The 19,799-nt window shown below is 70.9% G+C and carries 29 protein-coding genes; 21 read left to right on the forward strand and 8 right to left on the reverse strand.

The genetic code is table 11. From position 1 onward, the window contains the following. The first annotated feature begins 165 nt into the window (after nt 1-165). The gene (locus FHS55_RS01875; RefSeq protein WP_183187974.1) at nt 166-711 is read left to right on the forward strand and encodes a YcgN family cysteine cluster protein; all 546 of its coding nucleotides are present in this window, start codon (nt 166-168) and stop codon (nt 709-711) included. Here the strand turns inward: FHS55_RS01875 and FHS55_RS01880 are convergent. Further along, nucleotides 665-1,252, reverse strand: coding sequence for a LysE family translocator (locus FHS55_RS01880; protein ID WP_183187975.1), 588 nt, complete (start codon nt 1,250-1,252; stop codon nt 665-667). The genes FHS55_RS01875 and FHS55_RS01880 overlap by 47 nt on opposite strands. Before the next feature lie 56 nt (nt 1,253-1,308). Continuing rightward, nucleotides 1,309-2,445 (reverse strand): alpha-hydroxy acid oxidase, encoded by a 1,137-nt coding sequence (locus FHS55_RS01885; protein WP_183187976.1) that lies wholly within the window; start codon nt 2,443-2,445, stop codon nt 1,309-1,311. A 406-nt stretch (nt 2,446-2,851) separates the two neighbouring features. Here FHS55_RS01885 and FHS55_RS01890 point away from each other — a divergent pair, with 406 nt between their 5' ends. After that, complete coding sequence (locus FHS55_RS01890; RefSeq protein ID WP_183187977.1) at nt 2,852-3,616, forward strand: FadR/GntR family transcriptional regulator; 765 nt, start codon at nt 2,852-2,854, stop codon at nt 3,614-3,616. Here FHS55_RS01890 and FHS55_RS01895 read toward each other — a convergent pair. Further along, a complete protein-coding gene (locus tag FHS55_RS01895; protein ID WP_183187978.1) occupies nt 3,613-4,542 on the reverse strand; it encodes a DMT family transporter in 930 nt (309 codons plus the stop codon). The genes FHS55_RS01890 and FHS55_RS01895 overlap by 4 nt on opposite strands. Nucleotides 4,543-4,685: 143 nt before the next feature. Between FHS55_RS01895 and FHS55_RS01900 the strand changes: the two genes are divergently transcribed. Next, nucleotides 4,686-5,066: a DUF6481 family protein gene (locus FHS55_RS01900; RefSeq protein WP_183187979.1), complete on the forward strand. Its 381-nt coding sequence runs from the start codon at nt 4,686-4,688 to the stop codon at nt 5,064-5,066. A gap of 16 nt (nt 5,067-5,082) precedes the next feature. On the opposite strand, the gene dcd is transcribed toward FHS55_RS01900, so the two are convergent. Further along, nucleotides 5,083-5,640 carry a dCTP deaminase gene (gene dcd, locus FHS55_RS01905; protein WP_183187980.1) on the reverse strand — a complete coding sequence of 186 codons (558 nt, stop codon included), beginning with the start codon at nt 5,638-5,640 and terminating at the stop codon, nt 5,083-5,085. Nucleotides 5,641-5,887: 247 nt separating this feature from the next. On the opposite strand from dcd, the gene FHS55_RS01910 reads away from it, so the two are divergent. Then, on the forward strand, nt 5,888-6,457 hold the full coding sequence (locus FHS55_RS01910) for an NADPH-dependent FMN reductase (RefSeq protein WP_183187981.1): 570 nt from the start codon (nt 5,888-5,890) through the stop codon (nt 6,455-6,457). A 170-nt stretch (nt 6,458-6,627) separates the two neighbouring features. Here the strand turns inward: FHS55_RS01910 and FHS55_RS01915 are convergent, their stop codons facing one another. Genes FHS55_RS01915 through FHS55_RS01925 form a run of 3 tightly spaced genes read right to left on the reverse strand, consistent with a single transcriptional unit; the run spans nt 6,628 to nt 7,857 of the window. Then, on the reverse strand, nt 6,628-7,125 hold the full coding sequence (locus tag FHS55_RS01915) for a TrmO family methyltransferase domain-containing protein (RefSeq protein WP_183188596.1): 498 nt from the start codon (nt 7,123-7,125) through the stop codon (nt 6,628-6,630). A 10-nt stretch (nt 7,126-7,135) separates the two neighbouring features. Beyond that, the gene (locus FHS55_RS01920; RefSeq protein WP_183187982.1) at nt 7,136-7,345 is read right to left on the reverse strand and encodes a TOBE domain-containing protein; all 210 of its coding nucleotides are present in this window, start codon (nt 7,343-7,345) and stop codon (nt 7,136-7,138) included. Further along, nucleotides 7,342-7,857 carry a molybdopterin-binding protein gene (locus FHS55_RS01925; protein WP_183187983.1) on the reverse strand — a complete coding sequence of 172 codons (516 nt, stop codon included), beginning with the start codon at nt 7,855-7,857 and terminating at the stop codon, nt 7,342-7,344. The genes FHS55_RS01920 and FHS55_RS01925 overlap by 4 nt, the downstream gene beginning before the upstream one ends. 291 nt (nt 7,858-8,148) lie before the next feature. Here FHS55_RS01925 and FHS55_RS01930 point away from each other — a divergent pair, with 291 nt between their 5' ends. The 7 genes from FHS55_RS01930 to FHS55_RS01960 all read left to right on the forward strand — a co-directional run bounded on the left by FHS55_RS01930 (nt 8,149) and on the right by FHS55_RS01960 (nt 13,664). Beyond that, nucleotides 8,149-8,703: a hypothetical protein gene (locus FHS55_RS01930; RefSeq protein ID WP_183187984.1), complete on the forward strand. Its 555-nt coding sequence runs from the start codon at nt 8,149-8,151 to the stop codon at nt 8,701-8,703. Then, nucleotides 8,669-9,991 carry a DNA-packaging protein gene (locus tag FHS55_RS01935; protein WP_246339753.1) on the forward strand — a complete coding sequence of 441 codons (1,323 nt, stop codon included), beginning with the start codon at nt 8,669-8,671 and terminating at the stop codon, nt 9,989-9,991. The genes FHS55_RS01930 and FHS55_RS01935 overlap by 35 nt, the downstream gene beginning before the upstream one ends. 205 nt (nt 9,992-10,196) lie before the next feature. Further along, a complete protein-coding gene (locus FHS55_RS01940) occupies nt 10,197-11,363 on the forward strand; it encodes a phage portal protein (RefSeq protein ID WP_183187986.1) in 1,167 nt (388 codons plus the stop codon). 25 nt (nt 11,364-11,388) lie between these two features. After that, nucleotides 11,389-11,577, forward strand: coding sequence for a hypothetical protein (locus FHS55_RS01945; protein WP_183187987.1), 189 nt, complete (start codon nt 11,389-11,391; stop codon nt 11,575-11,577). Continuing rightward, complete coding sequence (locus FHS55_RS01950; protein ID WP_183187988.1) at nt 11,574-11,744, forward strand: hypothetical protein; 171 nt, start codon at nt 11,574-11,576, stop codon at nt 11,742-11,744. Before FHS55_RS01945 ends, FHS55_RS01950 begins: the two co-directional genes overlap by 4 nt. Continuing rightward, nucleotides 11,741-12,337, forward strand: a complete 597-nt coding sequence (locus FHS55_RS01955; RefSeq protein WP_183187989.1) for an HK97 family phage prohead protease — start codon at nt 11,741-11,743, stop codon at nt 12,335-12,337. Before FHS55_RS01950 ends, FHS55_RS01955 begins: the two co-directional genes overlap by 4 nt. 76 nt (nt 12,338-12,413) lie before the next feature. Then, nucleotides 12,414-13,664, forward strand: a complete 1,251-nt coding sequence (locus tag FHS55_RS01960) for a phage major capsid protein (RefSeq protein ID WP_183187990.1) — start codon at nt 12,414-12,416, stop codon at nt 13,662-13,664. A 41-nt stretch (nt 13,665-13,705) separates the two neighbouring features. On the opposite strand, the gene FHS55_RS01965 is transcribed toward FHS55_RS01960, so the two are convergent. Beyond that, nucleotides 13,706-14,449 (reverse strand): S1 family peptidase, encoded by a 744-nt coding sequence (locus FHS55_RS01965; protein ID WP_183187991.1) that lies wholly within the window; start codon nt 14,447-14,449, stop codon nt 13,706-13,708. Nucleotides 14,450-14,581: 132 nt separating this feature from the next. Between FHS55_RS01965 and FHS55_RS01970 the strand changes: the two genes are divergently transcribed. The 10 genes from FHS55_RS01970 to FHS55_RS02015 all read left to right on the forward strand — a co-directional run bounded on the left by FHS55_RS01970 (nt 14,582) and on the right by FHS55_RS02015 (nt 19,744). Then, nucleotides 14,582-15,148, forward strand: a complete 567-nt coding sequence (locus FHS55_RS01970) for a head-tail connector protein (protein WP_183187992.1) — start codon at nt 14,582-14,584, stop codon at nt 15,146-15,148. After that, entirely contained in the window at nt 15,145-15,465 is a 321-nt protein-coding gene (locus FHS55_RS01975; RefSeq protein WP_183187993.1) for a head-tail adaptor protein, read from the forward strand. The genes FHS55_RS01970 and FHS55_RS01975 overlap by 4 nt, the downstream gene beginning before the upstream one ends. A gap of 73 nt (nt 15,466-15,538) precedes the next feature. After that, nucleotides 15,539-15,943 carry a DUF3168 domain-containing protein gene (locus FHS55_RS01980; RefSeq protein WP_183187994.1) on the forward strand — a complete coding sequence of 135 codons (405 nt, stop codon included), beginning with the start codon at nt 15,539-15,541 and terminating at the stop codon, nt 15,941-15,943. Nucleotides 15,944-16,165: 222 nt separating this feature from the next. Continuing rightward, nucleotides 16,166-16,573 carry a phage major tail protein, TP901-1 family gene (locus FHS55_RS01985; protein ID WP_183187995.1) on the forward strand — a complete coding sequence of 136 codons (408 nt, stop codon included), beginning with the start codon at nt 16,166-16,168 and terminating at the stop codon, nt 16,571-16,573. Nucleotides 16,574-16,584: 11 nt separating this feature from the next. Next, a complete protein-coding gene (locus tag FHS55_RS01990) occupies nt 16,585-16,944 on the forward strand; it encodes a gene transfer agent family protein (protein WP_183187996.1) in 360 nt (119 codons plus the stop codon). 2 nt (nt 16,945-16,946) lie between these two features. Further along, complete coding sequence (locus tag FHS55_RS01995; protein ID WP_183187997.1) at nt 16,947-17,138, forward strand: rcc01693 family protein; 192 nt, start codon at nt 16,947-16,949, stop codon at nt 17,136-17,138. Between the two features lie 27 nt (nt 17,139-17,165). Continuing rightward, on the forward strand, nt 17,166-17,780 hold the full coding sequence (locus FHS55_RS02000) for a phage tail tape measure protein (protein WP_183187998.1): 615 nt from the start codon (nt 17,166-17,168) through the stop codon (nt 17,778-17,780). Then, on the forward strand, nt 17,781-18,422 hold the full coding sequence (locus FHS55_RS02005) for a DUF2460 domain-containing protein (RefSeq protein WP_183187999.1): 642 nt from the start codon (nt 17,781-17,783) through the stop codon (nt 18,420-18,422). It begins immediately after the preceding gene. Nucleotides 18,423-18,446: 24 nt separating this feature from the next. Further along, nucleotides 18,447-19,304 (forward strand): DUF2163 domain-containing protein, encoded by an 858-nt coding sequence (locus tag FHS55_RS02010; protein ID WP_183188000.1) that lies wholly within the window; start codon nt 18,447-18,449, stop codon nt 19,302-19,304. Between the two features lie 2 nt (nt 19,305-19,306). Next, nucleotides 19,307-19,744 carry an NlpC/P60 family protein gene (locus tag FHS55_RS02015; RefSeq protein WP_425485769.1) on the forward strand — a complete coding sequence of 146 codons (438 nt, stop codon included), beginning with the start codon at nt 19,307-19,309 and terminating at the stop codon, nt 19,742-19,744. The last annotated feature ends 55 nt before the right edge of the window (nt 19,745-19,799 follow it).

Below are 19,799 nucleotides of genomic sequence, written 5' to 3' on the forward strand. Positions count from 1 at the left end.
TCGAAAGGCGTCGGTCGTGGCGCTCCTGCCTTATAGCCGAGCCCTCGCGCGGCGACGAGGGGCGCGAGGGGGCTCGCTTCAATGGAAGCCCGACGCTATCTAAGGTGTGATTGCCGGTCGATGAAGCCGCCGGCGTTTCTGGTCCGCTTCTGCTGCGAAGGTCGCATGACGTCCGAGATTGCCGAGCCGTTCTGGCGCACCAAGTCGCTGGAGGAACTGGATTCCGCGGAATGGGAGAGCCTGTGCGACGGCTGCGGGCGCTGCTGCCTTGTGAAGCTGCAGGACGAGGATACCGAGGCGATCGCCTACACCGATATCGGCTGCAAGCTGCTCGATGAGGATGGCTGCCGCTGCCGCGATTACCCCAACCGGCAGGCGGTCGTGCCCGATTGCGTGCGCCTGACGCCGCAGACCGTGCGGGCCATCGACTGGCTGCCGACCTCCTGTGCCTACCGGCTGGTGGAGGAGGGGCGCGATCTCTACTGGTGGCACCATCTGGTCTCGGGCGACCGCGACACCGTGCACCAGGTCGGCGTCTCGGTGCGCGGCAAGGTGGCCGTGCTGGAAGACGACCTGCCGCTGCAGGATTTCGTCGATCATATGGTGCGCTGGCCGCTGCGCCTGCCGCGCGGGGCGACACGGCGGACGCCGAAGACCCCGCCCGTCAGCGCAGCAGCGGCGGCGTCAGCAGCATCACCGCGAAAGCGCTGACCACGGCGGCGCCGAGGCGCGGCACCAGGCTTGCCCGGCCGGCCGCATCGGCGGCGTGGCCGAGCAGCGCGCCGAGGGCGATCCAGCCGAGGGCGACGGTAGCGGTGAGCAGCGCGAAGGCCATGAGATAGCCCGGCCAGGCCGGCGCATTGAACGGCACCACGCCGAGCGCGAAGACGATGGCCTTCGGATTGAGCAGCGTGGTGAGGAAGATGCGCCCCGGCGTCACGAGGCCGGGCCCCGCGATGGGCAGGCCCGCGCCGCGCCACAATTTCCACGCGACGAACAGCAGATAGAGCCCGACCATCAGCCGCAGGCCCAGCGCCAGCATCGGCGCCGCCGCCACCACCGGCCCGAGGGCGAGGCCGATGGCGCTGATGGCGCTGATGGCGATGAGATAGCCGGCCGCTTCCGCCGGAACAAGCGGCAACGCGCGCCGCCAGCCGACCGCGGCGCCCGCCGTGGCGAGCAGCGTGTTGGTCGGGCCGGGGGTGGCGAGGATCGCCAGCACGGCGAGCACGAAGAGGACGGGATCGGTCATCCTGCCATCTAGCCGCACAGGGGCAGCCCCGACATCGGGAGCTCCCCGTACCCGCCTCAGAGCGCGAGCACGCTTTTGTCGACCTGGTTGATGTCCCGGGTGCCGGTGAGCGCCATGGAGACGTCGAGTTCCTTGCGCATGATCTCGATGGCCTTGGCGACGCCCGCCTGACCGCCCGCCGCCAGCGACCACAGGAAGGCCTTGCCCATCAAGCAGCCTTGCGCGCCCAGCGCGCGGGCCTTGAGGATGTCCTGCCCCGAGGTGACGCCGCCGTCGAACCAGATCTCGCTCTTGCCCCCGCCAATGGCGTCGACGATCTTCGGCAGCGCCGAGATGGAGGAGACCGCGCCGTCGAGCTGGCGGCCGCCATGGTTGGACACCACGATGGCGTCGGCGCCGGCCTCAGCGGCGATCTTCGCGTCCTCGACATCCAGCACGCCCTTGAGGATGAGCTTGCCCGGCCATAGCGAGCGCACCCATTCCACGTCCTTCCAGGAAAGCGAGGGGTCGAACTGGCCGGCGATCCACTGCGAGAGCGTGGTGAGGCTGTCACTCTCCTTGCGCACCGCGAGATTGCCGAAGGAATGGCGCTTGCCCATCAGCACGCTCATCGCCCAGGCCGGCTTGGTGGCGATGTCGATGGCGTTGGCCAGCGTCAGCTTGGGCGGGACGGCGAGGCCGTTCTTGATGTCCATGTGCCGCTGGCCCTGGATCTGCAGGTCGAGCGTCAGCACCAGCGCCGAGCACTTTGCCGCCTTGGCGCGCTCGATCAGCGATTCGGAGAATTTGCGGTCCCGCATCACATAGAGCTGGAACCAGAACGGCTTCGACACCGCCGCGGCCACGTCCTCGATCGAACAGATCGACATGGTGGAGAGGGTGAACGGGATGCCGGCGGCGTGGGCGGCGCGGCAGCCGTGAATCTCGCCGTCACCATGGAACAGGCCGGTGAGCCCGGTGGGCGCGATGGCCAGCGGCAGCGCCACCTTCTCGCCGATCATCGTGGTGGCGGTGGAACGGTCGGACACGTCGATCATCACCCGCTGGCGCAGCGGGATGGCGGCGAGGTCGGCCTTGTTGGCCTTCAGCGTCACCTCGTCATAGGAGCCGCGGTCGGCATAGTGGAAGATGGCGCGCGGCACCTTGCGCATCGCGATCTGCCGGAGGTCCTGGATATTGGTGACGGTGGCCATGGGTCGCTTTCCCCTGCGCGGGCTTTTGGGGCAGGCTCATACGCCTCCCCCGTCGGACGTCAATGATGGATGCCGCCCGGCCCGTGCACGGAGGGCGCCGGACCGATCGCGGGCGCCATTCCCGGCGCGGGACGGCTCTTTGGGGACGGATGGGACAGCGGGGCTCTCCGTTCGCACGTTCCTGGCGAGCGCACCGCGCGAGGGTGGGCGCATGCAATGATGAATATCCAGTCTGGTAAGTTTGTTTTACCAGTCAAGTCAATTGGCATGCGCCTTGAGCTTTGGTCGCGCGCCTCCCGTGGCGCCAACAGGGGGCGCCAGAGGGCGCGCCAGAGGGCGCGCCAGAGGGCGCGCAATGTGCGCGGCGCGGAAAATGGCGTAGGAACAAGGGGCAGGGGAGGACACCATGGTCGAGCGGCTCAAGACTCCGAAGCTGGCGGAGGCCATTGCCGGGCATCTCGAGCGGCTCATTCTGGAGGGCGTGCTGCGGCCGGGCGAGAAGCTCGCCAGCGAGCGCGACCTCGCCGAGCGGCTCGATGTCTCCCGACCCTCGCTGCGCGACGCTCTCGCGATACTGGAGACGCGCGGGCTACTGTCGACCGGCCGCGAGGGCACGCGGGTCACGCAGTTCCTCGCCGGCCTCACCGATCCGCTGGCCGGGCTTCTGCAATCCAACGAGGCGGTGACGGCGGACTATTTCGAGTATCGCGCGGCGGTGGAGACGACCGCCAGCGGGCTCGCCGCGATCCGCGCCACCGAGCCGGAGCGCGAGGCCATCCGCGACTGCCTCGCCGAGATGGAGACAGCCCACCGCGCCGAGGACCCCACCCGCGAGGCGGAGGCCGATCTCGTGCTGCATCGGCTGATCTACGCCGCCTCGCACAATCTCGTCATCCTGCACGTGATGCGGGCCTTCTCGGAGATGCTGCGGCGGGACATCTTCTTCAACCGCACCAGCCTGTTCGCGAACCCCGCCTTCCGCGATGACCTCCTGGCCCAGCATCAGGCAATCGGTCGCGCCATCATCGACGCCGATCAGGCGGCCGCCGAGGCGGCGGCGCACCACCATCTCAAGTTCACCGGCGACAGCGTGGAGAAGACGCGCCGCGATGCCGAACGGGCGGACCTCGCGCTGCGCCGGCTCAACCGCTCGACCCTGCTGGGGGGCTAGGGTACGTCCGGCGAGCCGGAATCCGTATCGCTCGAAAACGCCAGAGCCCGTATGCGTCCGCGCCGGCCGGGCACCAGCCCGAGCACCAGCGCGCAGCCGACGGCGATGGCCGCCCCGCCGGCCATCTGCACCGGGGAGAGGTGCTCGCCCAGCAGCAGCGTGCCGATGAGCACCGCGACGCCCGTCACCGCGAATTCGACGCTGATCGCCCGTGTCGGGCCGATCGTGGTGATGAGGCGGAAATACAGCGCGTAGGTCATGGCGCTCATGACCGTGCCGGTAATGAGCAGCATCAGGTAGTCGACCGGCGCGGGCCAGGCGGGAACCGGCACGGCGCGCACCAGCGGCAGGGTGAGCAGTCCGCCGACCAGGAAGGAGCCGATCGTCACCTCCCACGCCCCGGCGTGGCGCAGGCGGCGGCCGGCATAGACGCTGCCGAAGGCGGCCGAAACCGCAGCCACCACCATGCAGGCGCAGCCGAGCATGAAGTCGGGCGTGATGGGACGCGACGGGAAGCCGACCAGCAACATCATGCCGACAAGCCCAAGTCCGCCGCCCAGCGTGCCGGCCGGGCCGAGGCGCTCCACTCCCCAGAGGCGGGCGATGAGCATGGAAAATAGTGGGATGGTGGCGACCATTATGGCCGACATCGCGGTGCCGATCAGCGGCAGGCTGTAGGAGAGCAGAATGAGCTGGCCGGCCACGGTGGTGGCGCCGACCACGACGAGCGGCACGATGCCGAAGCTGAAGTCCAGCCGGCGCCCGATCGCCCTGGCCGCGAGGAACAGCGTGGCGGAGGCGATGAGCGCGCGGAAGGAGACCGCGCCGACCCAGCCGAAGGCGGGAATCACCCGGCTGACTGCGAGAAAGGAGGCCCCCCAGGCGACGGCCAGGAAAACATAGCTTGCGAGGTCTCTGGGATTCATGATGCGACGCCCGCGGGAACGCGAAAGCGCAGCCCCGAGCGGCCGGATCGCGGCGCGAAACTACGTCGCCGCGCGTGCCTGTCAATGCACGGTTTTGCAGGCTGGTTATTGCCGTCGGCGCGCTCTCGGGTTAAAGAACGGCCATGAAAACGATTGATAGCTTCGAAGACCGCCGCCAGAACTCCGCCGCTGCCAAGGCACGTCTGCTTGACCGCCTGAAGGCCCGGCCGAGCAAGGACGATCCGGCCGTCCTCGCCCGCATGGCCGAGCGCAAGGCCGTGGAAGAGGCCCGCGAGGCGCGCCGCATCGCGCGCGCGGAAGCCGCCGCCGCCGCCGAGATCGCCGCCCGCGAGGCCGCTGCCGCCAAGGCCGCCGCTGACGCGGCTGCCGAGATCGCCGCCCGCGAGGCAGCCATTGCTCACGCCGCTGCCGAGGCCGAGCGCGCCACTGCCGAGGCCGCCGCACAGAAGGCCAAGCGCGACGAGCGCTACGCCGCGCGCAAGATGCGGGCCGGCGGGCGCTGAGAGCGCACGCCCGCTCTCACTCGGCCGCGCGCTGGCCGGCGAATTGCCCGCCATAGCCGCGCTGCGGCACGCCCAGCGTCTGCTCGAGAATCAACTGGCACACCTTCATCCCGGTCCGCAGGCGGATGGGACGGGGACCCAGATTGATGATCTCGAGCTGGATGCGACCCGTGGATCCGGCATGGATGGTGGGCGCGGTCAGATGGACGATGAGCCCGATTCGGGCCAGCGAACTCTTGCCCTCGACGCGCGCGGCAAGCCGTGCGCCGGGATGCATGTCCACCCGCTCCAGCGTCCAGGCCAGTACCAGCCGGCCGGGATCGAGCACGAAGCCTTCCCCGCCGATCTCGATATCGTCGGCCATTGAGGTGATGGCCTCGCGGAAGCTGTAGCCCGGCCGCGCCGGGTCGATCACCGGGTCGTCGCCCTCGGCCACGGGGCGGTAGAGCGTGAGGCGGCTGTCGAGCCGTAGATCCACGCCATTCGGCGCGTAGAAATCCGCCGGCGGAACCGGATCGATGCTCAGCGCCCCGTCCTTGAGCGCGTCGAGAATGTCGCGGTCGGTCAAGATCAAGGGCGACGGCCCTCCTGCTACGCAACGCCCCTCATCGGTAACACGCTTTGCCGCAATGCGAAACGGCGGATGCGGTCGGGGCCGCATGCAGCGCAGGATTGCAGGGCCGAGCAGGCGGGTTCAGCCATGCAGGGGAAAGATTGCAGGAATGCATGGCTTGGCGCTTGAGCGATGGGCGCGAACAGCCGAGATTTAGCGGGACGCGCAGCGCCCCCGGCGCGCGCCTGATGATCTGGAGTTTCGCGACATGACGACCCGCCCCAAGCTTCTCGGCATTTCCGGCAGCCTGCGCGCCGGCGCCAACAGCACGGCCGTGCTGTTGGCCCTGAAGGCCGCGCTCGCGCCCAAGGCCGATCTTGACGTTTTCACGCTCAACGACGTGCCGCTGTATAATCAGGATGAGGACACGCAGACCCCGCCGGCGGGCGCGGCGGCGTTGCGCGCGGCCATCGCGGCGGCGGATGGCGTCATCTTCACCTCGCCGGAATATAATTACGGCACATCCGGCGCGCTGAAGAACGCCATCGACTGGGGTTCGCGCCCCTATGCCAAGGGCGCGCTGCGCGGCAAGCCGGTGCTGGTCGTCACCTCCTCGCCCGGCTCCACCGGCGGCATCCGCGCGCAGGCGCAGGTGCGTGAATCGCTCTCCGCCGCCGGCGGGCGCGTAATCGACTATCCGCACCTCGCCATTCCCGGCGTCGCCGACAAGATCAAGGATGGCGTGTTCGTCGACGAGAAGACCGCCGGCTTCCTGCTCGGCGGCGTCGACGCGCTGCTGGCGGAAATCCACCTACTCGCACGGCACAAGGCGGGCTGAGGCCGGCGCGCGGCGGGCGCTTGCCCCCGCGGGCCTCGCGAGACGCAGGACGGGTCGGTCCGTGTGGGCCGTCCAGTCCTGCGCGCAGTTTCCATGCTGCGCGGAGAGACCCTTTCCCGGTGCCCGATCCCGAACGGGTGCGGCGCGGCGGGCGGGTTCGCGCGCCGCGTTCAATCGCCGATCTGGCGGTCGCCGGGCTGCTCTGGGGCGATGGGGGTGAACAGGCTGCGGTCGGGCTTGAGGTCGAGCAGCGGCGTGCCGTCGACGCAATCGAGCCCGCGAACCAGCAGCACGCCGTCCGGCTCCAGCCCGATGAGGCGCACGATGGCGGTGCCGATGGGGTTCGGCCGCACCGGTGCGCGCAGCGCGAAGGTGCCGTGAAGCGCGCCGTCATTGGCCGGGCTCTGCAGCACCAGATCGCGGCGCGAGAGGTGCATCCAGTAGAGCACTTCCAGACGTTCGTAGGCCTCGATACCGGCCAGCGCCGCGTGCCACGGCGCGAACAGTTCGATGCGGCAGAGCGGCCCGTCCGGCCGACCGAGGCGCGGTGTCTCCAGCCGCGAGGTCCAGGGCGTGCGAAGGCGGCCGACGAAGACGAGCCCGGCATCGGTGGGCGGCGGCGGGTCGATCGCGACCTCGCCGGCGCGAATTTCGTTGAGGCGGACGATGGCGCCCTCCTCAGTCGACCGCGATGATGACGTCGGACGCCTTCACCACGGCATAGGCTTTGCCGCCCTCCTTCAGCCCCAGCTCTTCCGCCGCCTCGTTGGTGATGGAGGAGGTGATCACCTGCCCGCCGGCCACCTCGAGGCGCACATGGGTCGTGGTGGCACCCTTGATGACCGCGAGGACGGTGCCGGGAATGACATTGCGAGCGCTGAGCTTCATGGGGTTTTCTCCTTTGTGGGTGCGTCCAGCAGGCGGACGTCGATGCGTGCCACGTCGAGCACGTTGCGTGCGCCGCGGGCATCGCCGGGCACGATGAGGCGCGGGCTGCGTGCGGGCTCGATCGGCACGCCGTCGCGGGCATAGGCCAGGAGGACCGGCGTGTTGCCGAGGTCCGGCGCCAGCTCGCCGGCGGACAAGACGAGCGTGTAGCCATCGCCCGCCGTGACGATGACGAGGGTGCGCAGCAGCGCGCCATGCGCCGCAGGATCGATGAGGCCGTTGGTGGTCAGGATATCCCACAGCCTCGCGCCGGTGTAGCGCCCGGTTTCCTCGCCCTTGGAGGTGCGAAACGCGACGTCGCGCGTCTGCGGCTCCAGGGCGCGCAGCGTATCGAGGCGTAGATCCCGCGTGGCACCGGGGGCCGCCAGAACCACGGGGTCGCGCGCGAAGGCGTCCCCCGACAGGAGCGCAGCTGCCACGAAAAGCGCGATGCGAAGAAGGGAGAGCGCCATGAGTCCGTACCAAGATATATCCGGTGGAATACATGATTGGGTGTCCGGCGGCAATGGACAGGAACGGCAGGGGGCAGAACATAAATCCTAATCTAGGAAAATAGTCCTTGACAGCGTAACGCTGGCCGGGTAGCTTCAGGTCATGCTCCACAGTTGCGTCGGCGGGGCGGGTTGCTGACCCGTCAGGTTGCGCGGGCAATGGGCGGCCGGAGCAGGGCGCCCCGATCTTCTTTCGACAGCCGGCCGTTGGGCCGGCTTTTTTATTGGCTTGCAGCGTGCGGCGGGGGTGGCATGGCTCAGGATGAACCGGCCATCTCGCCGGCGGAGCTCAGCGAGGCGCGGCGTCTCTATGAAGAGACCGACGCACCGGTGGCGGAGATTGCAAAGCTGCTCGGCGTCACCGGGCCGGGTGTCTATCGCCAGGCGAGCCGGCGCGGCTGGAAGCGCCGGAGGCCCGCGCGGGCGACGGCCGTTCCGCCCGCCCGTCCGGCCCCGCGCTCGCCCGCCGCCGCGGCGGGGCGCACGGCTCGCACCGGCCGCCGCCGGGCCGTGCCGCGCGGCCAGCTGATCACCCGGCTGGTCAAGCGGATCGAGAAGGAGATCGCCGCCGTGGAGCGGCTGATCGCCCGGGTGGGCCGCGAGCGTCCCTCGGACGGCGTGGCCGAGACCGAGCGGGCGGCCCGCACCCTTGCCATTCTCGTGCGTTCGTTGCGCGAACTCGCGGCGCTGGAACGCGCCGAACCTGAGGGAGACGAGGATGACGCCGAGCTGCGCGATGCCGACGCCTTCCGACGCGAGCTTGGCGAAACACTTGAGCGCGTGCTGGCAGCAGGGAAGCCTGCCTGATCTGCTCGCCGCACTGGAGGCCGACACGGCGGAATGGCTGCTGCACCACTGGCCGCTGATCGGCCGGCCGGCGCAGCATCCCCCCGGCGCGGCGCAGGGTGGCGGCGACTGGCTCACCTGGCTGGTGCTGGGCGGGCGCGGCGCCGGCAAGACCCGGGCCGGTTCCGAATGGGTGCGCGCGCTCGCGCTGGGATTGGGCGGCCCGCTGATGGGCCCGCCGGCCGGGCGCATCGCCCTGGTGGCGGAGAGCCTCGCGGATCTGCGCGAGGTGATGGTGGAAGGGGTGTCGGGCATCCTCGCCGTGCACCCGCGCCGCGAGCGTCCCAACTGGGAGCCGACGCGCCGGCGCCTGGAATGGCCGAACGGCGCGGTGGCGCAGGGCTTTTCCGCCGATGATCCCGAGAGCCTGCGCGGCCCCCAGTTCGATGCCGCCTGGTGCGACGAACTGGCCAAGTGGCGCTATGCGCAATCGACCTTCGACATGCTGCAATTCGGCCTGCGCCTCGGCCGGCGCCCGCGCCAGATGGTGACGACCACGCCCCGGCCGACCAGCCTGATCCGCGCCCTGCTGGCGGATCCGCGCACGGCGGTGACGCGGATGGGCACGGCGGAAAACGCCGCCCATCTCGCGCCGACCTTTCTCGAAACCGTGGTCGGCCGCTATGCCGGCACGCGGCTGGGCCGGCAGGAACTGGACGGCGAACTGATCGAGGACCGCGACGACGCCTTGTGGAATCGCGCGGCGATCGAGGCTGCGCGGGTCGCCGTGGCACCGCCGCTGGTCCGGCTGGTGGTGGCGGTCGATCCGCCGGCCTCGGCGCAGCGCCATGCCGATGCCTGCGGCATCGTCGCCGCCGGGATCGACCGCGACGGCCTCGTGCATGTGCTGGCCGACGAGAGCGCGCAGGGGCTGACGCCGAACGGCTGGGGCGGAAGGGCGATCGGCCTGTTCCACCGGCTGGAGGCGGATCGGGTGGTGGTCGAGGTCAATCAGGGCGGGGACATGGTGCGGACCATTCTGGCGGGCATCGATCCCGCCGTGCCGGTCACGGAAGTGCGCGCCACGCGGGGAAAATGGCTGCGCGCCGAGCCGGTAGCCGCGCTCTATGAGCAGGGCCGCGTGCGCCATGCCGGGGCCTTCCCGGCACTGGAGGACGAGATGTGCGATTTCGGCCCCGAGGGCCTGACCAGCGGCCGCTCGCCCGACCGGCTCGACGCCCTGGTCTGGGCCATCACCGCCCTGGCGCTCGGCCCGCGCGAGGCCGCGCCGCGGGTGCGGCGGATCTAGCACGACCGCGCCGCCGTCCTCCCGCAGGACGTCGTGATGGCCGGGCTTCCCGGCTCCCATACCTTTCCATCGCGTTCTGGCAGCGGCGGGATCGCGGGACGGCGCCGCGCGGCGGACGGTTCCGGCGCGCGCTTCGCTTGGCCGGGACGACGGCGGGACAGCCGCTGCCGGCATGACAGCCTTCTTCGAATTCAGGAGCCCGTTCATGAAGCTCTTCTCCTTCCGGCGCCCGGTGGTTCCGCCGGAGGCCAAGGCCTCGCGCACGCAGTCGCTTGTCGCGCTCATCGGCGGGCACCGGCCGCAATGGACACCGCGCGACTATGCGGCGCTGGCGCGCGAGGGCTACCAGCGCAACGCCGTGGCGCATCGTTGCGTGCGGCTGGTCGCCGAGGCGGTGGGGCAGGTGAGCTTCACCCTGCTGGAGGGTGGGCGCGAAATCACCGCCCATCCGCTGACCGATCTCCTCGCTCGTCCCAATGCGCGCCTTTCCGGCGCCGGCCTCATGGAGGCGCTGGCGGCGCATCTGATGATCGCCGGCAATGCCTATGTCGAGGCGGTAGCGCTCGGCGGCGAGCTGCGCGAGCTGCACGTGCTGCGCCCCGACCGCATGCGCGTCGTGCCGGGCGTGGATGGCTGGGCGGAGGCCTACGAATACAGCGTCGGCGGGCGCTCGGTGCGTTTCGTGCAGGACGGGGCGGGGGCTGGCGGTATCGCGCCGATCCTGCATGTGGCGCTGTTCAACCCGCTCGACGACCATTACGGCGCCCCGCCGCTGGAGGCGGCGCAGGTGGCGCTGGACCTGCACAATGCCGCCGGCGCCTGGAACAAGGCGCTGCTGGACAACGCGGCCCGCCCCTCCGGGGCGCTGGTCTATGGTGGGGCGGGCAACCTCTCCGACGAGCAGTTCGAGCGGCTGAAGGAAGAGCTGGAGGCGAATTTCTCCGGCCCCGCCAATGCCGGCCGCCCGCTTCTGCTCGATGGCGGGCTCGACTGGCGCCCGCTCTCGCTCTCGCCGAAGGACATGGACTTCCTGGAGGCCAAGAACGCCGCGGCGCGCGAGATCGCGCTCGCCTTCGGCGTGCCGCCGATGATGCTGGGCATCCCCGGGGACGCCACCTACGCCAATTATGCCGAGGCCAGCCGCGTGCTGTGGCGCCAGACCGTGCTGCCGCTGGCGCGCCGGCTGGGCCAGGAACTGGCGGCATGGCTGGCGCCGGCCTATGGCGCCGCCCCGCTGGCCCTCGAGCCCGACCTCGATGCGATCGAGGCGCTGGGCGCGGAACGCGAGGCGCTGTGGCGGCGGGTGAACGAGGCCACCTTCCTCACCGAGGACGAGAAGCGCCGCGCGGTGGGCTATGGCGCGCGCGAGTAGCGCCCCGCCGCGAAGGGACACGCCCATGCAGACCCTGATCGAGGCCTTCGCGGCCAAGGCGGACCTCGCCCATCTCGCCTTGCTGATGTGGGCGCTCGGCGCCTCCGCGCTGGCCATGGCGGCGATGCGCGAACTCTCCCGCGCGGTGCGGCGCTTCGACGATTTCGTGCGCGAGATCGCGCGCTTCAACGCCCTGTTCGGAGACGAGAAATGACATCGATGCCGCGCATCCGGGCTTTCCTGCCCAATCGTCCGCAACTGCCCGCGCCGAGCCGAGCCGGCGACGCGCCGCAGGTATTCCGCCAGTTCGGCCGCACGCTCGGCAAGCTGGAGCGCGCCGCCGCCACCCGCCGGCCCAAGGGCGAAGGGGAGGGCGCATGATCGGCTCCGCACGCCTTGCGGGAGAGGGTGCCCTCCCGCCTTTGCAGACCAAGGCCCTTGCCGGCCGGCTGGCGCAGGTCGAGCCCGATGGCAGCTTCGAGGGCTATGCCGCCCTGTTCGGCCGCGTCGATCTCGGCCGCGACCTGATCCTGCCCGGAGCCTTCGCCCGCTCGCTGGCCGAGCGCGGCACCTCCGGCGTGCGCATGCTGTTCCAGCATGATCCGGCCGAGCCGATCGGCACCTGGATTTCCATGCGCGAGGATGGCGTGGGCCTCTATGTGCGCGGCCGCCTCACGCTCGATGTGGCCCGCGCCCGCGAGGTGCTGGCGTTGATGCGGGCGGGGGCGGTGGACGGGCTGTCCATCGGCTTCCGCGCGGTGGAGGGGCGCACCGACCCGCGCTCGCGGGTGCGCCGCCTCGCCCGGATCGACCTTTGGGAGGTGTCGGTCGTCACCTTTCCCATGCAGCCGGATGCGCGCATCGCCTCGGTCAAGCGCGGCGACGGGGGCCTCGGCCTCGGCCTTGCGGCCGCCATCCGCCGTGGCGCGCGTCGTCTGCGCACCCTGCCGGGGCTGAAGCCGCTGCCGGCCTGAACCTCTTCCTCACCAATCCTCGTTCCGGGCGCTCGCGGCCGGGATGACGCAACCATTTTGCAACAGGGACAGCACCATGGATCTCAGCAATCCCGCACCCGAAGTGAAGTCCGCCGGCCCGGAAGTCTCCGCCGCCTTCGAGGACTTCATGAGCGCCTTCGAGGCGTTCAAGGACGCCAATGACCAGCGGCTCGGCGAGCTGGAGCGGCGGGGCGGCGATGCCCTGACGCGTGACAAGGTCGAGCGTATCAATGCCGCGCTCGACGCGCAGAAGTCGCTCATCGACGAACTGGTGCTGAAGACCCGCCGGCCGGCGCTGGGCAGCGGCGGCGACGGCTTCGTCAGCGACCTGGCGGCGCGCGAGCACAAGGCGGCGTTCGACGCCTATGTGCGCACCGGCGAGGCGGCGGGGCTCAAGCGGCTGGAGGCCAAGGCGCTCTCGGCCGGCGTCGCCACCGATGGCGGCTATGTCGTGCCGAACGAGACCGAGCGGGAAATCGGCAAGCGCCTCGCGGCGCTCTCGCCGATCCGCGCCATCTCGGATGTGCGGGTGATTTCCTCCGGCACTTACAAGAAGCCGTTCATGACCTCCGGCCCGGCGGTGGGCTGGGTGGCGGAGACGGCGGCGCGCAGCCAGACCGCGAGCCCCGTGCTGGACGAACTCACCTTCCCGGCGATGGAAATCTACGCCATGCCGGCCGCGACGCAGACCCTGCTGGACGATGCGGCGGTGAATATCGACGAGTGGCTGGCCATCGAGGTCGAGGCCGCCTTCGCGGCGCAGGAGGGCACCGCCTTCGTCACCGGCGACGGCTCGGGCAAGCCGAAGGGTTTCCTCGCCTATGACACGGTGGCCGAGGGCGCCTGGACCTGGGGCAAGCTCGGCTTCGTCGCCACCGGCGAGGCGGGCGACTTTCCTTCCGCCAACCCCGCCGACCCGCTGGTCGACCTCGTCTATGCCCTGAAATCCGGCTACCGGCAGAATGGCAGCTTCGTCATGAGCCGGCGCACGCAGGGCGCCGTGCGCAAGCTGAAGGACGAGAACGGCCAGTATCTATGGGCGCCGCCCACCGCCCCGGGCGCGCCCCCTCACCTGCTCGGCTTCCCGGTCTTCGAGGCGGAAGACGTGCCGGCCATCGCCGCCAACAGCCTGTCCATCGCCTTCGGCGACTTCAAGCGCGGCTATCTCGTGGTGGATCGCGCCGGCGTGCGCGTGCTGCGCGATCCCTACTCCGCCAAGCCCTATGTACTGTTCTACATCACCAAGCGGGTGGGCGGCGGCGTGCAGGATTTCGACGCGATCAAGCTGCTGAAGTTCGCGGCGTAGCTTCGTCTCCGTTTTCCACGGGGAAGAGGACATTCCAGTCGCTACTTCCCCATCGCCCGCAGCGTCGCGTCGATCCAGGGGCGCTGCGGGCCGACTAGCGTCGCGCCGGTGACGCCACCGCAGCCGCGCGCGCCGCCGGCGGCGGTCGACCAGCCGATGATGCCGGCCACCGCGCCGTCCAGCAGCACCGGCCCGCCGCTGTCGCCGGTGCAGCCGCCGGCGGCGGCCGACCCTGTTGAATTATCTGCCGAGAGGCGGACCATGATGCCGCCGGTCGTGCCGATGCTCGGCAGATCGACCATGCGCAGCGTGCCGGCCGATTTGCCATCGCCGTCCTTCACCACCCCGAAGCCGGCCAGGGTGAAGGCGGTGCGCCGCGCCGGCAGCGCGATCTCGCCGGTTAGCGTCGCCGGGCGGAAATCGCCCGGCAGCGCGGCCGAGAGCTTTACCAGCGCGAGATCGGGCGTCGGGCGTCGGGTGTCGAAGGATGCCGGATCGAAACCCGGATGCACGGCGATGCGGCTGGCCGGGATCAGCCGCGGGCCGGCCGGCTCGAACACCACGACCGCATAATCCGCCGCCGGCTGCACGCAGTGCGCGGCGGTGAGCAGGACGTTCGGCGCCAGCACCACGCCGGTGCAGGAGGCGCCGCGCGTCGAGACGATCATCGCCGTTTCCGCCTTGAGATCGGCGTCCGCCGGCCGCCCGCCAACGATGGCGAAGGCGGGGGCACTGAGAAGGCCGAAGGCGAGGGCGGCGAGGGCGAGGCTTCGAACGGGGCGCATCGGTCATTCCGGCTGGACGGTCGGTCCGTTCTGGCGGGGCGCGCGCGCCGCGTCAATCGCCCGCGTCGTCCATGCCTTTGCCCACGCCGCGCGCCGCCCGCGTCCCTTTTGCTATGCAGCCCAGGAGCCGCCATGCCCGCCCTTCTTCTCGCCGGCCCGCCGGCCGAGCCGCTCAGCCTTGCCGAGGCGAAGACCTATCTGCGCGTCGACCATGACGCGGAGGATGCGCTCATCGCCTCGCTGATCACCGCCGCGCGCGCCACGGTCGAGGCGCTGACCCGCCGCGTGCTGATCGACCAGAGCTGGCGCCTGGTGCGCGACACCTGGCCGGTTTCCGGGCTCATCGCGGTGCCGGTGAACCCGTTGCGCGAGATCGTCGCCGCGCATGTGGTGGATGCCGCCGGCGCCGAGATCGAGGTGTCGCTGGCGGCCTTCACCGCCAATATCGCGCGGCTGCCGGGGCTGATCCGGGTCGACCGCGCGGCCGTGCCGGCGCCGGGACGCGCGGTCGCCGGCATCGCCATCGACGTGATCGCCGGGCACGGGCCGGAGGTCGACCATGTGCCTTCCTCGCTGATCGAGGCGGTACGGCTGGTGCTGGCGCATTTCTACGAGCATCGCGACGTGCCGGGGCCGGGCGCGGCCTTTCCCGCGAGCCTCGACGCGCTGGTGGCGCCGTTCCGGGTGACGCGGCTATGAGCGCCATCGGGCAGATGCGCCACCGGCTGGTGCACGAGACCCCGGTGGAAATGCCGGACGGGGCAGGCGGGGTGACGCGCAGCTTTCTCGCCGTCGATGCGCTGTGGGGGGCGATCGAGACCAGTGCTTCCCCCACCGAGATCGCCGACCGGCCGGGAGCGGTGCTCACCCACACGGTGACGCTGCGCGCGCCGGCGACGGTGCAGCCCGGCGACCGTCTGCGGCTCGGCGCCCGACATTTCCTCGTCGACGCCGTGAGCGACCCGGAAGGGCGCGGGCGCCGGCTGGTCTGCGACTGCCGGGAGGAAGCGCCATGAGATTCGACGTGAGGCTGAAGGGACTGGCGGCGATGGTTCGCCGGCTCGCGCAGCTCGGCCCGAGGAGGCGCCGATGAGCCCGGCCAATGCGCTGCGGGCGGCGGTCCACGACGCGCTCAAAGCCGATGCGCCGCTGATCGCCGCTCTCGGCGGGCCGCGCATCTATGACGTGCCGCCGAGCGCGCCGGAATTTCCCTATGTCACGCTGGGCGAGGCGCAGCTTATCGACTGGTCGACCGCCACCGAGGCGGGACAGGAGCATCGGCTCACGCTCTTCGCCTGGTCGCGGCAGGGCGGGCATGGAGAGGCGCACGCCATCGCCCACCAGCTGCAGCAGGCGCTACACGACGCGCCGCTGGAACTCGCCGGCCATCGGCTGGTGAACCTGCGCTTCAGCAATGCCGAGATCCGCCGCGAGGCGGGCGGGCGCACCTATCGCGCGCTGGTGCGCTTTCGCGCGGTGACAGAAGCAGATTGAGAATTTCCGACCGTATCAGGAAACTGCGCCAAGGGATTCGTGGGGCTGACGAAACCCATCTCGATCTCGCTCAGAACATGAAATCGGTTAGCCCGGTTTGCGCAAGCGATGTGTGAAGCCGCGCGGGCGCGCTTTCGGCTCCGTGTGGACGTCACCCTAGCGCACCCGCGTTAACCGCCGCTGAACATCCCTCCCAATCGCCCGCACAGGAAAGGCCAGCCGATGGCAGCCCAGAAGGGTAAGGACCTCTTGCTGAAGATCCACGACGGCACCGGCTTCGCGACGGTGGCCGGGCTGCGCTCGCGGCAGATCGCGTTCAACACCGAGCCGGTGGACGTGACCCATGCCGAGAGCGCCGGGCGCTGGCGCGAATTGCTGGCGGGCGCCGGGGTGAAGCGCGCCTCGCTCGCCGGTTCCGGCATCTTCAAGGATGCGGCGTCCGATGCGCTGATCCGCCAGAGCTTCTTCGATGGCATCCTGCGTACCGCGCAACTGGTGGTGCCCGATTTCGGCACCATCGAGGGTCCGTTCCAGATCACCAGCCTGGAGATCGCCGCCGAGCATGATCGCGAAGTGACCTTCGACATCGCGCTGGAGAGCGCGGGCGAACTCAGCTTCGTGGCGCTGTGAGGGAGGGTGCCATGGCGAACCGCCATCGCGGCGAGATTTCCGCCGAACTCGACGGACGCGTGCGCACGCTGGTGCTGACGCTCGGCGCGCTGGCGGAACTGGAGGACGCTTTCGCCGCCGGCGACCTGGTGGCGCTGACCGAGCGCTTCGGCTCCGGCCGGCTCGCCGCGCGCGACGCCATCCGCATCATTGCGGCCGGGCTGCGCGGGGCGGGCGAGGGGGTGAGCGAGGAGGATGTGGCGCGCATGACCACCCCGGGCGGGGCGGCCGGCTTCGCGCGCATCGTCGGCGAGCTGATCACCGCCACCTTCGGCGCCGCGGAGGGCGCGCCACCCGACCCTTTGGAACGGGCGCCCCGCGCGGCGGGGTGAGCATGGGCGCGCGCGCCTTTCCCTGGCGCGAGGCGATGGCGTTCGGCTTCGGCCGGCTGCGCCTGTCCTCGCGCGATTTCTGGGCGCTGACGCCTCGCGAATTCGCCGCGGCCGTGGAGGCGGTGGCGGGGCCCGCCCGCGCCCCGCTGGACCGGACCGGCCTGGCGGCGCTGATGGCGCGCTTTCCCGATTGACGGGGCATTGGCGGATGGAGGGCTGCGATGACCGACACCTATGACGGCACGGCGGGCGAGGGCCTGACGGTGGAGATTTCCGCCGACACCAGCGCCTTTCGCCGCGAACTCTCCGAGGCCGAGCGGCTGGCTCGCGGCTTTGGCCGGGTGGTGGGCGATGCGCTCACCGGGGCGACGCTGAAGGGGAGGGCGGCAGATGACGTGTTCCGCTCGCTGGTCTCGCGCCTCTCCACCCTCGCGCTCGATGCCGCCTTCCGCCCGCTGGAGCAGGGCCTTGCCGGCCTGTTCCAGGGCGCGCTGGGTGGCGCGCTTGGTGGTGCGCTCGGCTTTGCCAAGGGCGGCGCGTTCCAGGGCGGGCGCGTGGTGCCCTTCGCGCAGGGCGGCGTGGTGGCGGCGCCGACCTATTTCCCGCTTGCCGGTGGCCAGACCGGCCTGATGGGCGAGCGCGGGGCCGAGGCGATCCTGCCGCTCCGGCGCGGGCCGGACGGGCGGCTGGGCGTCGCCGCCGATGGGGCGAGCGGGCGCGCCGTCAACGTGACGGTGAACGTGGCGACGCCCGATCCCGGCGCCTTCCGCCGCTCGGAAGCCTATCTCGCCGGCCTCGTCACCCGCGCCGTCGCACGCGGCGAAAGGAGCCTCTAGATGCCCGCCTTCCACGAGACGCTGTTCCCGCTCGACATCGCGCTCGGCGCGGCGGGCGGCCCGGAACGGGCGACCGAGATCGTCACCACGCTGACCGGTCGCGAGGAGCGCAACACGCGGCTCAACCATTCGCGCCGGCGCTGGGATGCCGGCTATGGCGTCACCTCGCTGGCCCAGCTCTCCGCCGTGGTCGCCTTCTTCGAGGAGCGGCGCGGCCGGCTCTATGGCTTCCGCTGGCGCGACCGGCTCGACCATGCCTCCTCGGCGCCGGGCGCCGGCGTGACGCCGTTCGACCAGAGCCTTGGAACCGGTGACGGAGCGCGGACCGCGTTTGCGCTGGCCAAGACCTATGGCGGCGCGCACGCCCCCTATCTGCGGCCCATCGCCAAGCCGGTGGCGGGTTCGGTGCGCGTCGCGGTCGACGGGGCGGAACGGGTGGTGGGCGAGCATGTCACGCTCGATGCCACGACCGGCACCGTCACTTTTCTCGCCGGCCATGTGCCGGCCGCCGGGGCCAATGTGACGGCGGGCTTCCTGTTCGATGTGCCGGTGCGCTTCGACACCGATTTTCTCGAGGTCAACCTCACCGCCTTCGAAGCCGGCGCCATTCCGCGCATCCCGATCCTGGAGATCCGGTCGTGAGCCGCGCATGTTGAGGAGCGGAACATGAGAGACCTGCCCGCCGGCCTTGCCGCCGCGCTCGCCACCGGCGCGACCACGCTCGCGCGCTGCTGGCGCATCACCCGCCCGGATGGCGGGGTGATCGGCATCACCGAGCATGATGAGGACCTGTTCGTCGCTGGCACGATCTTTCGCGCGGCGGGCGGGGTGACGGGAAGCGAGGAGGCCGCCGCGCTCGGCTTCTCGGTCGGCGGGGGGGAAATGTCCGCCGCGCTGTCCTCCGACCTCATCGATGAAGGCGACCTCGTCGCCGGTCGGTATGACGGGGCCGAGGTCGAGCTGATGCTGGCCGACTGGTCGGCACCGTCGAATTTCCTGCGGCTGCGGCGCGGCACAATCGGCGAGGTTCGGCGTGAGGGCGGGGCCTTCACCGCCGAGCTGCGCGCGCTGTCGAGCCGGCTGAATATCGTGCGGGGCCGGCTTTTCACCGGCGGCTGCGACGCGGATCTGGGCGATGCGCGCTGCAAGGTGGCGCTGGAGGGGGCCTATCGCGGCAGCGGTACCGTTTCCGCGGTCGAGGCCGCGAGCCTGCTCGTTGCGGCGGGGCTCGACGGCTTTGCCGGCGGCTGGTTCACGCAAGGAAGGCTCATCTTCACCTCCGGCGCCAATCAGGGCTTCGCCTGCGAGGTGAAGACCCACGCGACAGCCGGCGTGGCGCGGCTGGAGCTGTGGCAGCGCCCGCCGGAGCCGCTCGGGGTGGGGGACGCCTTCACCGTCACGGCGGGCTGCGACAAGCGCTTCGAGACGTGCCGCGACCGCTTCGCCAATGCGCTCAATTTTCGCGGTTTCCCGCACATGCCGGGCAATGACGCGGTGCTGCGCGTCGCCGTGCCGGGAGGCTGACCATGCCGATGGACGACACGCGCGCCCGGATTGTCGCCGAGGCGCGCCACTGGATCGGCACGCCCTATCTCCACCGCGCTTCCTGCCGGGGGCATGGCACCGACTGCCTCGGGCTGGTGCGCGGGGTGTGGCGGGCGGTGATCGGCGCGGAGCCCGAGGGTCTGCCTTCCTATGCGCCCGACTGGGCCGAGGCGACGCGCGCCGAACAGATGGCGCAGGCGGCGCTGCGGCACATGCGGGCGGTCCCGCTCGCCAATATGACGCCCGGCGACGTGCTGCTGTTCCGCTGGCGGGCGCATCTGCCGGCCAAGCACGCGGCGATCCTGGTGAGCGCGGAACGCATGGTGCACGCCCATGACGGGGCGGCGGTGGCCGAGGTGTTCCTCGCGCCCTGGTGGCGGCGCCACCTCGCCCACGCCTTCGCCTTTCCGGGTGCGTGAGAGCGGGGCGTGAGTCTGCCGCCGCGCGCAGTCTCCGCCGGTTCCGGGTCGGCGT

The organism is Ancylobacter tetraedralis (assembly GCF_014195655.1).
Classification (GTDB): Bacteria; Pseudomonadota; Alphaproteobacteria; order Rhizobiales; family Xanthobacteraceae; genus Ancylobacter; species Ancylobacter tetraedralis.